The organism is Legionella stuttgartensis, from assembly GCF_977063405.2.
The window spans coordinates 451,228-465,899 of sequence record NZ_CDRUHA020000060.1 but is presented as its reverse complement, the minus strand read 5'-3'; the positions used below and the strand labels follow the sequence as shown (position 1 = coordinate 465,899).

The following is a 14,672-nucleotide window of genomic DNA, read 5'->3' as shown; positions in this document are numbered from 1 at the left end:
TCAAAATGGGTAATATATATTATTAGTTTTATATTATTAGTTTAGTCTAAGATTAAAGAGGGTAACTAAGGAGAGCCTTTAAAATGGATAATTTCAAGAAAAAAAAGGGATTTTCATTGATTGAATTAGTAATCGCCCTGGCTATCATTGCTATTCTTGTAATGATTAGTATGCCAAGTTACTTTAATTATGTTATGCGTTCTAGACGAACAGAAGGAATTAATACTCTAAACAGCATCCAACTTGCACAAGAAAAATACCGTGGTCAAAACACAACTTATGGTACTTTAGCAAATGTTTGGAACGGAGTAACTACCACAGAAAATGGATACTATGCTTTGGCAGCCACTAATAATACCGCAACGGGGTATACGCTTACTGCAACCGCCCAAGGTGCCCAAGCTAATGACACACAAAATGGTGTTTCGTGTGCCACTTTAACCTTGACTGTTAATGGACTCAATACCACAAGGACGCCACAGGCTTGTTGGTCACAATAAAAGTGAAATGAGACCATACTTATACCCATCATTCCGTTTGTAGGGAATGAGGGTATTGTCATTATGCTCGTTGAAATACAATGGAAATTTGCATTTATCTGGAACAATCTACCCATTACATGCAATTCATTTCATGTCCTATACTTATTGAATAATAACTCTCAACTGTGTGAGATTTAAAATGGAAAACACATGGAAAGATCAGTTGCATAAAAAATTAAGAAAACAATTAGGTACGAAAAAGGGGAAAGAATTTGCTGAAAAATATCTTCCCGCATTATCAATGAGTTATTGTGAACAACACACCATTGAAGAGGCAATAGAAGATCTCTCGCAAATTGATAAACTATCACTAGAAAACCCATTGGCCATTGTTTTTTATGAATCACCACGCGGTGAACATCCTTTACATATTAAACTGTATCGATATGGCGGTTCTATTCCGTTGTCAGATATCTTACCCATGATTGAAAACATGGGATTACGAACTTATACCGAAAGGCCCTATAAAATCGCCATAGAGTCCAATCAATTTATTTGGATTGGTGATTTTAATGTATCTTATTCCTATCCTAATTTACTGACTCTGGATCAAGTAAAAAATAATTTTACTGAAGCCTTGATAAAAATAAATGTCGGTCTTTGTGAAAATGATGGGTTCAACAGATTGGTTTTAGGTGCGGGATTATCTTGGCGTGAAATAATGATCATTCGTGCTTATGCCAAATACATGCAACAAATTGGATTTCGTTTCAGCCAACAGTATATTGAAAAAACCATCGCCAACTATTCCCCTATTGCCAAAAAACTCATTGAACTATTTTGTTTAAAATTTAGTTTGAAACAGAATACCAAAATTAAAAATAAACGGATTGAATTGGAGAAAGAAATTCGAGCCGATATTGATGCGATTACCAGTCTAGATGAGGATTATATTATCCGTTTTTTCTGGTCTTTAATCAAAGCAACACTTCGCACCAATTATTTTCAGTTAGGAGCTGATGGAAACCCCAAAGATTATTTATCATTTAAACTCAATTCTGCCAAAGTTCCTGATTTACCCCCCGGTCAACCCATGTATGAAATATTTGTCTATTCCACACGTTTTGAGGGCATACATCTGCGCAGCGCAAAAGTAGCTCGTGGTGGTATTCGCTGGTCCGATCGTCCCGAGGACTTTCGTACTGAAGTTCTTGGTCTGATGAAAGCTCAAAAAGTAAAAAACTCAGTTATTGTACCCTCTGGAGCAAAAGGAGGTTTTATTTTAAAGAAAGCTGCCAATCTGCTTGATCGAGAGCAAATAAAACATGAGGTCATTGCGTGTTACCAATCATTTATCAGAGGTTTGCTGGATCTTACAGACAATTTTGAGGATGACCTTGTTGTCTCCCCCCTGAATACCATTTGCTATGATGATGCCGATCCCTACCTTGTTGTCGCAGCTGATAAAGGAACAGCCACCTTTTCCGATATTGCCAATGGCATTTCAAAAGAATACAAGTTCTGGCTTGGCGACGCCTTCGCTTCTGGAGGATCTGCGGGCTATGATCATAAAAAAATGGGGATTACAGCGCGTGGAGCCTGGGAGTCCATTAAACGGCATTTTCGTGAAATAGATATTAATATTGAGAAACAAGATTTTACGGTTGTTGGAATTGGCGACATGAGTGGAGACGTATTTGGTAATGGCTTAACCTATACCAATCATTCCCTTTTGCTTGCAGCTTTTGATCATCGCCATATATTTCTTGATCCTAATCCCGACGGTCGTAAATCTTTTGAAGAACGTCAGCGTCTATTTAATTTGCCCACCTCATCTTGGGAAGATTTCAATCCTCGATTAATTTCTAAAGGTGGGGGTATTTATCCACGTTCAAGCAAATCCATTACCATTACCCCCGAAGTAAAAAAAGCACTCGATATTCAAGCTGACTCTTTAACGCCCAATGAACTTATTCAGGAAATATTAAAAGCCCCTGTCGATCTACTATTCAACGGCGGTATTGGTACCTATGTAAAAGCATCCACTGAATCCAATGCTGATGTAGGGGATAAAACAAATGAATTCTTACGTATTAACGGTAATGAGCTGCGCTGCAAAATTGTGGGCGAAGGCGGTAATCTTGGATTTACTCAACTTGGAAGAGTTGAGTTTGCACTTACCGGTGGTCTGATTAATACCGATTCAATTGATAATTCCGCCGGGGTAAATTGCTCAGACCACGAGGTGAATATTAAAATTCTCCTCAATAAAGAAATGAGTCAAGGAAAGCTTACCGAAAAGAAACGCAACCAACTGCTTACAAAAATGACGGAACAAGTTGCTCAACTGGTTTTACAAGATAATTACAACCAAGCGCTGGTATTAAGCTTTTCTGCGATAAACGCACTCGCTTACAGCGGTTTATATCAGGTTTATATTAAGGAATTGGAGAGCATGGTCCATTTAGATAGAACCGTCGAATTTCTTCCAGATGATAAACATCTTTTGGAACGTAAAGCTGCTGGCCAAGGCCTAACGCGTCCAGAGCTCTCGATTATAATGGCCTATACAAAAATTTATATCACGAGTGAATTATTAAAATCTGATTTACCTGATGATCCCTACTTTGCAACCATACTGGAAACTGGTTTCCCAGCAATGTTGATGAAATCCTATGCCAAATCGATGCAGAGGCATCGTTTGCGACGTGAAATAATTTCCACGCAACTCAGTAATCAGATTGTGAATAGTATGGGTATTACCTTTATGTATCGCTTACAAATGGAAACGGGACAATCAGTCGCAGACATTGCACGTGCTTATATTATCGCTGCCAAAGCATATGGGATAGATGAATTACATCAATTAATTGATTCGCTTAATTATAAAGTAACAGTACAAACTCAGTATGAGTTACTTCATCACGTCAGACAATTGATGAATTTGGCAACTCGATGGTTCTTGCACCATAAACGTCTTGCTGGCGGAATTACCAATAATATTGCCCATTACAGTCGATCTATAGCCAAACTTGAACAATCCATTCCCAGTTTAATGGCTGGGGTTACCAAAGAATATCTTGATAAAATTGTCATTCAGTTTGTAGACATTGGTTTGCCCGAACAAGCCGCAAAAAAAATCGCCGCTACTCGTGCTATGTATACCGTATTAAACGTAGTGGAAGTAGCGACACAAAATAAATTTGACTTGGGAAGAACTGCTGAAGTTTATTTTAAAGTAGGCAGCAGATTTAGTTTGGTCTGGTTCCGTGACCAAATTGGTAATGATTCTCGAGAAGGACATTGGAATAGCCTGGCACGCTTATCTTTGCGTGATGAATTGGACAACTTGCAACGTCGCCTCACCATTGTCATTTTAATGAACAATCAAAAAGGACTAAATTCGGAGGAGCTAATTTCCTACTGGTTCTCAAAAAATCCTTTTATTCAACAGCGATGGGAAAAATTGCTGGAAATGTTACTTGGCAGTTCAAGCATTGATTATACGATTTTCTTTGTTGCACTACGTGAATTATCTACCCTAATTGCAGTAGAATAATAAAAAAATAGTTACTATAATCCAAATATCTCTAACCAACGTCCCCAGGCTTATTGGGGGACATTGGTAGAACCCGCTCAGTAATCACAGGTGCAGCAATACTCTCGGAATCTTTTAAAATACCAATTCACGCACATCTTCTCATTTTCGATTAAACGTAAACTCATAGTATTATTATATGCGTTGATGATACTTTGAGGATATTTAATATAATGCGATAAGGAGATCTTATCCATGCATCAATATTGTAGAGTTTTTTCATCCAAAAGATATTTGGTTATCTAATCCAGACTTATGCGCAGCAGCGCAGGCAGCTTATTTAGAAGCAGCGCAAGAAGACGAAGAAATATGCTTCAAAATACATCAGGGCCGCAAAGGACTTTATGAGCAAGGAAATGACCAAGCAGGCCCCTCCCCCCTTATTGGAAGCTGCTCTGCCACATTTTACAAGTTCCTCGCCCAAAAGATAAAAAAGAATAATAAAAAATAGGTTCTTTCAGTTTAATGCCTCGGTTTCCTGCACTAATGCACTCATTAACTCTTTTGCACTCGTGTTTCTGCATAACTGAGCCGATTGACCTGCCCACATGGACATAAAATCGAGATTGTTTTGCTCTTTTGCTTTTTTTCGCATCCCAGTCGTTAAGGTATTTTGAATAGGGTAATCAAGAATATTTGTTTTTTTTGCATTCATGCGCTCGATAAATTGATTGCGTATTCCTCGTGCTAATTTACCAGAGAACGCTCGTGTAAGTACGGTATTATCCTGCTTTTGTGATAGTAAAGCGTGTTTATACACCTCAGGAATCCCTGCTTCCAAACAACTTAAAAATGCAGTTCCCATTTGTATGCCTTCAGCACCTAAACTCAGTGCTGCCGTAATTCCTCTGCCATCCATAATTCCACCAGCAGCAATAATAGGAAGGTCGATTTGATCTACTAGTTGAGGTATCAAGCTAAATAGACCGATCAATCCATCCTCCGCTGGACCTATAAAAGTTCCTCTATGCCCGCCCGCTTCACTTCCTTGAGCAACAATCGCATCGATTCCACATTCTGCAAGTACATGTCCCTCAGCTAAAGTGGTTGCTGTACCCACTAAAATAGTGTGATTTCTTTTAAACTCGGCTATCCATTTCGAATCCAACAAACCAAACGCGTAACTAAAAACAGGGATTTTTTCTTCAATTAAAACGTTTATTTGTTCCTCAAAAGATTGTGCATAAGGTTCTGAAACGGCCTCAATCTCTATATTTAACTCATGGCAAGATTGTTTGATATCAATACACGATTTTCGAATTTGCTCTGCAGAGGCATAATGGTTCTCGGGAATAAAAAGGTTCACTGCAAAGGGTTTATTCGTTAATTTTCGAATTGTTTTGATCGCACTTTTTATTTCCGTTGGAGGCATATATCCCGCACCTAATGAACCTAAACCACCCGCATTGCATACTGCTGCGACTAATTCTGGGGTAGTGGCACCACCTGCCATAGGGGCCTGGATAATTGGAAATTTTAAATCTATTTTTTTAGCCAATCTTGTCTGCCACATAATTGCTCATCCTTTTTTAACTTTTTATTAATCATAGACTTGATGTTTAATGAACACTATAGTGAAGTAAAAATCAACTATGCCAATTTGCTTTTACAACTGCTATTCTAAGTGCTCAATTGCAAAGTTAATACCCCAAAAAACCCATAGAAAGCTAAGGGTCGCTGGAAAATGTTCTGCGTTTTTTTTAGAATGTTATTTTGCATTAAGGAAGATAGATTTTTCTGCTCTCTTCAATTTTTTAATAAACGTCTGGTGCATCAAGTTAGGAGGACGCTATGAAAGCACAAGCAATATCATCTTTTGGTGACTCTTCAATCTTTGAAACGATTGAACTCCCCACTCCCCAAATTAAACCCGGCTATGTGCTCATTCGAGTTGTGGCAACTAGCGTAAATCCTGTCGATTGCAAAGTTCGCTCTGGGAAATACAGCCAAATTTCCCCTCCATTTCCTGCCGTTTTACATAGTGATGTAGCAGGTATTGTTGAACAAGTTGGTGAGTACGTTACTGAGTTTGCTGTAGGTGATGAAGTTTATGGATGTGCAGGGGGATTCCTCAATGAAGCGGGTGCTTTAGCTGAATTTATGCTTGCTGATGCCCGATTAATCGCAAAAAAACCTAAAACATTGAGTATGGTTGAAGCCGCTGCATTACCTCTGGTAGTAATCACCGCCTGGGAAGCATTATTTGAAAAAGTTAAAATTAAATCCGGACAAAAGGTATTAATTCATGCCGGTACTGGAGGAGTTGGACATATTGCGATTCAGCTTGCCAAATGGGCTGGCGCTGAAGTATATGCAACGGTATCTTCTCCAGATAAAGCAGATATAGCAAAATCGCTCGGAGCCAAAGAGACAATTAATTATCGGCTTGAATCTGTGCAAGATTATGTTAATCGACTAACTCATGGCAAAGGGTTTGACATCGTATTTGATACAATCGGTGGAGAGAATCTCGATAAATCATTAGCTGCGGTTGCCTTATATGGAAATGTGATCAGCATTCAAGCTGCTTCGAATCATGATCTTTCACCCTTACATAGTAAATCGGCCAGTTTACATGCAGTATTTATGTTATTGCCATTATTACGTAACATTGAACGTGAACGTCATGGCAAAATTCTAAAAGAGATCGCGACATTAGCGGATGAGGGTTCTTTAAAGCCGCTTATCGATCCCCATCTTTTTTATTTCGAGAATATTGATAAAGCCCATGCATTGCTCGAATCAGGAAAAGCAGTAGGAAAAATTGTAGTCCAGGCTTATTGATACCGTAACCCGGGTGTAGCGCAGCGAACCCCGGGAATCCAACTAACTAAACCCGGTTTCCACTCGCTACACCCAAGCTATACCTCTAACTCATGCTTTATAGGCTGAAGCAAATTCTTATTGTGTTCACAGTAGAGAATAGTACTTGCTATTACCGCGGCAGGCATGGTCAAGAAATTTAAAATGGGTATAAAACTGGTCAGATTTATAGAAAAACCCAATCCAAGTGAACACATTTTATTACGAGAAAGTGTTCTGCGAGCTTCTTTGAAACTAATAAGGTTATTATCCATCGCAAAATCCTGGTATTGGATACTGAGTATCCAGGCATTAAAGATAAACCATAAGAAAGGATAAATAGGCTGGATAAAGGGTACAAAAAATAAAATACCTATAATGAAAAACCGGGGCAGAAAATAGCCAAGAAACTGACCTTGACGCTTTATACTGCGAAGTACGACTTGATAAAATGATAAGGAAGGAATTGCACTTCCAAAAAGCACTTTTTGTGTTTTCTCAGCTAATAATCCGTTAAACGGAGCTGCGATTAGATTAAAAAACACGGTAAAAAGAGACAAAAACATTAAGAAAAAACTCAGGATAAAAATGATAAAAAATATGCTGCTAAGAAAACTGAGCCAAGAAGGCAACTTATCAAGATAATGATAAGCATAAGGCAACACATAATGATATATCAGATAAAATAAACCGGCGAACATTATAAAATTAATTGCTAAAGGTAATAGAACAAAACGTCTCAAGCCTCGAGTAGAAAGATTACGAACCCCTCGAACCAAAAAGCTCATACCGTGAAAAAAATCCCACATTTTTATCCTCAATCAAAATCATCTCGATGCAATATAGCATTACCCACTATGTTTTAGAGAAGCGCAAGAGAATGTATATGACTGAAGCCGAGTGAACTTGCAATGTCTTATAAAATATAGTGGGTAATGCGATACAACGAATCCATAAGAACCATTAATCGTATAGCATAAATCATTTTGTCAAAAGCACATATTTTTTAGGGGCTGTTTACATTTCACGCGCTTGGGCTAAAATTACCTGTTTTTTTGAGTATTGAAGCACAACGTGCACGGGTAAAAAACAAACATCCGGATAGTTTGACCAAGTGAGTAGATCGAAACAGATCCTAATAATAGATACAAAATAATAAATAATTACTCATTAATACCTCATTAGATTTTTACAAAGGGACCTAATTATGCCAACGCAAATACCCAAGCTAATAACTCTAGCAGCACAGAAGCTCGAAAAAACAAATCCTCATCTTTTTTTTACTTTTTACAAGAATAAAAAATTGCCTCCTGAACTGGAAAATCAATATATTAATCCTTCAGTACAAAAGCTCGTGAGCCAAGAGGAGCGAATTTATTTAGCAAATGTAAAAGAACGAAAAGAAACGATTAATGAACGATCTTCAAAACTTAACGACAATTGTTGTTATAGAAAATGCTCAACCCTTGCTTCGATGGCACTGGGTTCTGGAGTTCATCTTGGTATTTATTATATTCTTCGCGCAACCGGAACACCTTATTCAACGACTATGACGTTCCTTGCTACAATACCTGCCACGGTAATAGTTACAGGATGTTTCAGTCCCTGTGCCTCTATTTTATTATCAAAACTTATAGCACATTGCAGCACGCCTAAGGTTCCTGATGGAGTAGTTGATTTAACTGAAGTAGTTACTCAGAAGGAAACTGAAATAGCTGCACAGAAAGAATTAGAACAACAAGCGAAAATGAACTGGCGATAAAATGCACAAATCCGATTCATTTTATAGATTGTTAATCACTTTGTAACAACTTTGTTACAAATTCAGATCATCTTGTTATATCCCTGTTACATTCATTATTTAGACTAGGCAGCAGATAACAATTAAAGAGGGGAATATACGAATGATGCTCAAAAAATTATTGCTGTGTGGGATGTTAGGCGCGGCTACTTTATTTTCCACTGCATCCTTTGCTTTTTATCATACTCATGATTATTATCCACGATTTAAAAATTTCCGCCATCACCATCATCATTCAAGATGGAGAAATGCTCATCGCTGGACACCACCAAGAGATTATATTGTAGTGGAAAATGGTGCACCCTACCCTAGATACCATCAACACTATTGATTATAAAAAAACGTTTTCTTAGGAATGGCCAAATTGGCCCATTCTTAAGAATTAAGAGATAAAATTTTCACTTATAGCCCACTCTTTTTGTTCAGCCTCCACAAAGATCTGCTAAACTTTTCCTAATGATTACGTCAATTATTTTGAGAGCAACATGAAGCTGTTCATGGAAATCGGTATTTTTCTCGTGCTCACAGCCATTGCTATTTATTCTTTTGTGGCAGTGTATGTTATGAAAAATGCGGAAAAAGACGAAAAAAGACAGGCCGATGTTATTTTAGTTCTTGGAGCCAAAGCCTATCGCGATAATGCCTACAACCTTTGCCTCGTGGCCCGCGTAAAACATGCTGTTGATTTATATAAAGAGAACTATGCCCCAAAACTTCTTTTTTCAGGCGGTACAGATATGGAAGATGGCGTCAATGAAGCACAAACCATGAAGAAAATTGCTGTATCCTTGGGTGTACCTGCCAAAGACATTCTGCTTGAATCTGCCTCAACCTCCACATTTGAAAATCTTCTTTTTTCTAAAAAGTTATTACAAGCAAAACAATTAAAATCCATTATCTTAGTAACTGAACCTTTTCATGCCCCCAGAGCCATTCTCGTAGCTCAAAAACTGGGACTTGAAGTATTCAGTTCTCCTGCAGTAACGAGTACATGCTGGATAAAGAACAAATATTCGCGTTACTTTTTCAAAGAACCGCTTGCAATAATTTTTTATAAAATAAAAAATAGGTTATGAGCCTATTTGCTCTTCGTGTTGTGTGATTATTGAACGTTATGATCAACAATATGATTTAGTCAGAAACTTAGTAATGAAAAGGGTTACCCTCAAGGTAACCCTTTATGCTTTTTTGAATTAACTTGATTATTTACTTTTAGTACAAGTCTCTGTTCCAAGTTGATTGTCTGATTGCAAAACCCAATTGGATTGTAATGAACCATCTGGTTTGATTTCTATCATTTGAATACCAATTACGTCTGGTTTCCTTGGATCCCAAAATGAAGAAGCAACCACATTAGTTTGATTTGGATGCATAACACCGGTACCGTAAAGAACTGGATCCCCGTTACTATTATCCCATTCTAAAGTATAAGTATCTCCTGTTTTGGATACTGTAAGAGGATAAGCAGCAGTATTATTTGCCCCATCAACACGTTGACATTGATAATCCCCTAAAAAAGTAGAAGCCCCAGCCTTACCTGTCGAAGCATCACTTGACGCAGGGGTACTTGTAGGAGTGCTTGAGTTGCTTGGCGTACTCGAACTACTACTAGGAGTACTCGGAGTAGTTGTGCTCGCATTATCTGTATCTGCATAAGCTGTTAGAGTGGGTAGGGATAATGCAGTAACTAAGTAAATACTTTTCATTACAGTTTTCATAATAAATTCCTTTTCTCACCTTTATGCGAATAAATCTACTATTGGGTTGACTTAGTACATGTTTCAGTACCACCTTTATCCTTGTTACTTTCTGCAAAAACACCATCCAAAGAACCATCAGGCTTCACAGTAAAAATTTGGATTGTTGTTACAGATGGGGACTTGGGTTGCCAAAATATGTAGCCAATCGCATTATTGACATTTTTATTAAAGATGCCTTTACCAATGTAATATGGAAATACGCTTCCAGTAGGAATACCTGAAATTTTATAAACATCACCATTTTTTTTGAACACTACGGTTTCAGTCCCGTCATTGGGCGTTGTAAAAGGATCGTGATACGAACATTTATATGAGCCAGAAATATCAGATGTATCTGCAGAGTAGATACTGGGTGACACTGCTAAAATACCTAACATGGTTGCTAGGGAAAGTTTATTGATGACACGCATAAGAACTCCTTTTCTTAATAACTTAAAAATTATTTTAAGATACCTAAGCTAATAATAAATATATGTTACGCAAAATGGAAAAGCAAATTTCAAATGGAATAATTTTTATATAAAACAATCGTTTTAATTCGATATAAAAGTTAATTAGATAGATAAGAAGTGTAATCTTCCAAATCTAAGGTTTGCTCCTCATCAAGAAAATTATCTACTTTTTTCAAACGCCCTTGATTGATGGCTAAATTTTCAAAAAATCCCAGCCTGACGGGTTTGCCAAGAATTGCTAACTTTCTTTTTTCAGCAGCTTGGCATTTCGTGTCTCCGGAAAGTGACCATACAGAATATTTGTCGCGCGAATCCTCTTCTCGATTTTTCTTATATTCTTCCAAACAAAACAAACGAGTTGCTGAACGAACTATTTTTGCTTCTTGGCTTGTTAGAATTCGTGCTTGCCGATTAACTACGGACGCAAAGCTTAAGCTTGCAGCAAGAGATTTATCTTTTCGAGTTGCAAAATCTAGCTCTAACAAATCAAATGTTTTTTCTATTAAGTTCTCTTCTGCCTCGCTCTGCTCAAGTCTTCTTTGCTGAACAAAGGGATAAAGCCAACGACTTTGGTTCGTAGCACATAAAAAATCAACACGTGAGGGTGGAATTAAATGAGCGACCTTTTGCAAAGCATCAATGAGCTTAATTGAGCGGGTATCTATGAATTCATCATGTTCATTGAAAAACTTGATGCATTCAATTGTATTTTGGGTTAACCAATTAAAAATTGCCAGCTCGGAACGTCGTTCTTCATCTGTTGTATGGGAACGAAAATAAATCAGGGTTGGTATTAAAGAACATTGTTCAACGGTGCAGTATCTATAAATTAAATAAAGAAGTGTTCTTAACAAAAACATTTCATCTTTTATTTTTGCAATCACCTGAGGCTTTTCTGAAATTGTCCCTACCTCCAATCTTAGGAGAGGATAATCCTGCTCATTGACCTCTTTATAACCTAACAGTCGACTAGCGGAAATAATTACCTGCATGAGTTCGGTTATCATCAAGCGATTCCCTGCTAGATGATTAAAATGATTGCATAACTCTTCATATAAAATAGGATGATGGATGTCAGCTTCTAACAAATTTGCTTTAACCAATGACTTTTGGAATAAAAGCCAATGCGTAACGAGCGTACCAGTTTGCCATTGGTCATAAGGAACATTATTAATAACCCATAACCAGAATTGCTTGATGAGTTCTTTAACAGGAAACATCTCATTCGAATCGACATCTTTTTCGTCCTCGAGTAAGGCAATCATCTCAGTCTTTCTTGAGAGTAATTCAACGATGTCTTTAGGAGCTCCTAATAATTCAATATTACTTTTAAGTTCACCAATTCGTATTTTTAACTCACTGACTTTCATTTTTTACTCCATGTCTGATTGAGTGAAGGCTATACGGGGAAAATTTTATGAAATAACACAAGCAAACTTACACTGACAACTGTTTCAAATTATTGACATTTTATCTAAATATATAACAAAAGATTTATTTTAAATCTATAGCAATATGCTGTTTTTTATTACATAAAACAAGCCACTTTAACTCCTAATGAAGTCAATTTTTCACAAATCTACCGCAACAACTGGTAATTATTCTCCATCAACAATTCCTGGAAGTGCATTATTATGGCAATATAATCAGCCTCTACTATTACATAGACTTTATTGTGGCAAGAAGGATACTTATTCAAAATGTTTGATTTTACCGGAAGTTATACTGATCTATATCAACTGACTATGGCACAAGTTTATTTTCTAAAGGGACACAAAAATCATACTGCCATATTTGATTACTTTTTCAGAAAACTTCCTTTTGATTCCGGATATGCAGTCTTTGCAGGGCTAGACGATTTATTAGAGATATTAAAAACCTATCGTTTTAATGAACATGATCTCGATTTTTTACAAAGTAAAGGAATGCATTCAGATTTTCTCAAATATTTAAAAAGCTTTCGCTTTAATGGAACTGTTTATGCTTCGTCTGAGGGAGATTTGGTTTTCCCTAATTGTCCAATTTTGACCATCGAAGCCAACATGATTGAAGCACAATTGATTGAAACAATACTACTGAATGTATTGAATTTTCAAACACTTATTGCAACAAAAGCAAGTCGCATACGAAACGCTGCAGGTGATTGTACATTAGTTGATTTTGGTTTACGTAGAGCCCAAGGACCTGGGGGGTATTACGCGAGTCGTGCTGCAATTATCGGAGGATTTAATGCGACCAGCAATGTATGTGCAGGACGTGATTATGGGATCCCAGTTTCTGGAACTATGGCCCATTCATTTATCCAAAGTTATGACGATGAATTAGCTGCATTTCGTGATTTTGCTGAGATATGGCCTGAGAATTGCACCCTTCTCGTGGATACGTACAGCACGCTGGACAGTGGCGTACCTAATGCTATTCGCATAGGCAAAGAGATGGAGCAACGTGGTCAACGATTGCAAGCCATTCGTTTAGACAGCGGTGATTTGGTTGAGTTAGCAAAACGATCCCGTCAACTGCTCGATGAGGCAGGATTGCATTATGTTAAAATTGTAGTCTCCAATCAACTCGATGAGACCAGGATAAAAACGCTCCGGACACAAAAAGCCCCTATCGACATTTTTGGTGTAGGCACAAATTTAGTTATTGGCGCCCCCGATGCCGCCTTGGATGGAGTATATAAACTGGCTTTTGCTGATGAAAAACCGAGACTTAAACTTTCTGAATCAATGAGTAAAATTACGTTACCTTATAAAAAACAGGTTTTCAGGCTATTAAATCAAAACACATTTCTAGGTGTTGATGTTATTGGTTTTATGGATGAGACCGATTTTGATGGAGTTTATGCGCCCTTTGCATCTGAAAAATTAATGTCTGTTGTTTCTGAGCAGCAAGAGCCTTTGCTGCAAAAAGTCATGGAAAACGGCAAACAGTTAATACCCTCGAAAACACCGCAACAAATTGCAGAATTTAGCAGGATGCGCTTGAGTCAACTACCCGAAGAATACAAGCGACTTGATAAACCAAATACCTATCAGGTTGGATTAAGCAAACAGCTTAAGATAAAACGCGATGTGTTAATTAACAATATAAAAAATAAACCGAGCAAATGAAAACCTTAATTGTTATTGATGTACAAAATGATTTTATGCCGGGTGGCTCCCTGGCAGTACCCCACGCCGATTCTATTGTTCCAATCATTAATCAAATACTTCCCAAGTTTGAATTGATTGTTGCTACTCAGGATTGGCATCCTTCAGAACATAAGAGTTTTGCCTCCAATTATCCTGGAAAAAAACCGTTTGAAAAAATTATGCGGCATGGAGTAGAGCACGTATTATGGCCTGATCATTGTGTCCAGGGAACCTTGGGCGCAGAATTTTATCCCCAGCTTGAAACAAGGCCAGTAGCAGCTATTTTTCGTAAGGCCATGGATCCTGAAATCGACACTTATAGTGCCTTTTATGATAGCGGCCATAAAAAAAACATCGGCTTGGCGGGTTATCTTAATGCCCAAGGAGCTAAAGAACTTTATTTCTGTGGATTATGCGCCGATATTTGTGTGTATTTCACTATAAAAGATGCATTGGAAGAAGGATTCAAATGCTATTTGATTGAAGATGGTACCCTACCTTTGAACGAAGAGGCTTTTAAAAAAATCAAACTGGAACTTCTAGGGCAAGGCGTCAAATTCGTACGTAGCAGTGACATTGAGTCGTGAAGGGCTTGCTGTTAAACCCTCACCCCTGCCCCTCTCCCTAAAAGGGAGAGGGGGTA

The 14,672-nt window shown here is 37.7% G+C and carries 13 protein-coding genes; 8 read left to right on the top strand and 5 right to left on the bottom strand.

Annotated features, from left to right (window positions below; all coding sequences use genetic code 11):
- The first annotated feature begins 83 nt into the window (after positions 1-83).
- Entirely contained in the window at positions 84-500 is a 417-nt protein-coding gene (locus ACWTEW_RS21375; protein WP_454780529.1) for a type IV pilin protein, read from the top strand.
- Between the two features lie 181 nt (positions 501-681).
- Entirely contained in the window at positions 682-4,041 is a 3,360-nt protein-coding gene (locus ACWTEW_RS21370) for an NAD-glutamate dehydrogenase (RefSeq protein WP_454780528.1), read from the top strand.
- A gap of 496 nt (positions 4,042-4,537) precedes the next feature.
- On the opposite strand, the gene ACWTEW_RS21365 is transcribed toward ACWTEW_RS21370, so the two are convergent.
- Positions 4,538-5,593, bottom strand: coding sequence for an NAD(P)H-dependent flavin oxidoreductase (locus ACWTEW_RS21365; protein ID WP_454780527.1), 1,056 nt, complete (start codon positions 5,591-5,593; stop codon positions 4,538-4,540).
- A gap of 278 nt (positions 5,594-5,871) precedes the next feature.
- On the opposite strand from ACWTEW_RS21365, the gene ACWTEW_RS21360 reads away from it, so the two are divergent.
- Complete coding sequence (locus ACWTEW_RS21360; RefSeq protein ID WP_454780526.1) at positions 5,872-6,864, top strand: zinc-dependent alcohol dehydrogenase family protein; 993 nt, start codon at positions 5,872-5,874, stop codon at positions 6,862-6,864.
- Positions 6,865-6,941: 77 nt separating this feature from the next.
- Here ACWTEW_RS21360 and cysZ read toward each other — a convergent pair whose 3' ends face one another.
- Entirely contained in the window at positions 6,942-7,691 is a 750-nt protein-coding gene (gene cysZ, locus ACWTEW_RS21355) for a sulfate transporter CysZ (RefSeq protein WP_454780525.1), read from the bottom strand.
- Positions 7,692-8,089: 398 nt separating this feature from the next.
- Here cysZ and ACWTEW_RS21350 point away from each other — a divergent pair, with 398 nt between their 5' ends.
- The 3 genes from ACWTEW_RS21350 (at position 8,090) to ACWTEW_RS21340 (ending at position 9,759) form a co-directional block, all read left to right on the top strand.
- Positions 8,090-8,644, top strand: coding sequence for a hypothetical protein (locus ACWTEW_RS21350; RefSeq protein WP_454780524.1), 555 nt, complete (start codon positions 8,090-8,092; stop codon positions 8,642-8,644).
- Positions 8,645-8,786: 142 nt separating this feature from the next.
- Positions 8,787-9,014, top strand: a complete 228-nt coding sequence (locus tag ACWTEW_RS21345) for a hypothetical protein (RefSeq protein WP_454780523.1) — start codon at positions 8,787-8,789, stop codon at positions 9,012-9,014.
- A gap of 154 nt (positions 9,015-9,168) precedes the next feature.
- Positions 9,169-9,759 (top strand): YdcF family protein, encoded by a 591-nt coding sequence (locus tag ACWTEW_RS21340; protein ID WP_454780522.1) that lies wholly within the window; start codon positions 9,169-9,171, stop codon positions 9,757-9,759.
- A gap of 126 nt (positions 9,760-9,885) precedes the next feature.
- Here the strand turns inward: ACWTEW_RS21340 and ACWTEW_RS21335 are convergent, their stop codons facing one another.
- The 3 genes from ACWTEW_RS21335 to ACWTEW_RS21325 all read right to left on the bottom strand — a co-directional run bounded on the left by ACWTEW_RS21335 (position 9,886) and on the right by ACWTEW_RS21325 (position 12,265).
- Positions 9,886-10,401 carry a hypothetical protein gene (locus tag ACWTEW_RS21335; protein WP_454780521.1) on the bottom strand — a complete coding sequence of 172 codons (516 nt, stop codon included), beginning with the start codon at positions 10,399-10,401 and terminating at the stop codon, positions 9,886-9,888.
- Positions 10,402-10,439: 38 nt separating this feature from the next.
- Positions 10,440-10,853: a hypothetical protein gene (locus ACWTEW_RS21330; protein WP_454780520.1), complete on the bottom strand. Its 414-nt coding sequence runs from the start codon at positions 10,851-10,853 to the stop codon at positions 10,440-10,442.
- A 140-nt stretch (positions 10,854-10,993) separates the two neighbouring features.
- Positions 10,994-12,265: a hypothetical protein gene (locus tag ACWTEW_RS21325; protein ID WP_454780519.1), complete on the bottom strand. Its 1,272-nt coding sequence runs from the start codon at positions 12,263-12,265 to the stop codon at positions 10,994-10,996.
- Between the two features lie 330 nt (positions 12,266-12,595).
- Here ACWTEW_RS21325 and ACWTEW_RS21320 point away from each other — a divergent pair, with 330 nt between their 5' ends.
- The gene (locus ACWTEW_RS21320) at positions 12,596-14,008 is read left to right on the top strand and encodes a nicotinate phosphoribosyltransferase (protein ID WP_454780518.1); all 1,413 of its coding nucleotides are present in this window, start codon (positions 12,596-12,598) and stop codon (positions 14,006-14,008) included.
- Positions 14,005-14,616 carry a bifunctional nicotinamidase/pyrazinamidase gene (gene pncA, locus ACWTEW_RS21315; protein WP_454780517.1) on the top strand — a complete coding sequence of 204 codons (612 nt, stop codon included), beginning with the start codon at positions 14,005-14,007 and terminating at the stop codon, positions 14,614-14,616. Before ACWTEW_RS21320 ends, pncA begins: the two co-directional genes overlap by 4 nt.
- Positions 14,617-14,672 lie beyond the last annotated feature (56 nt).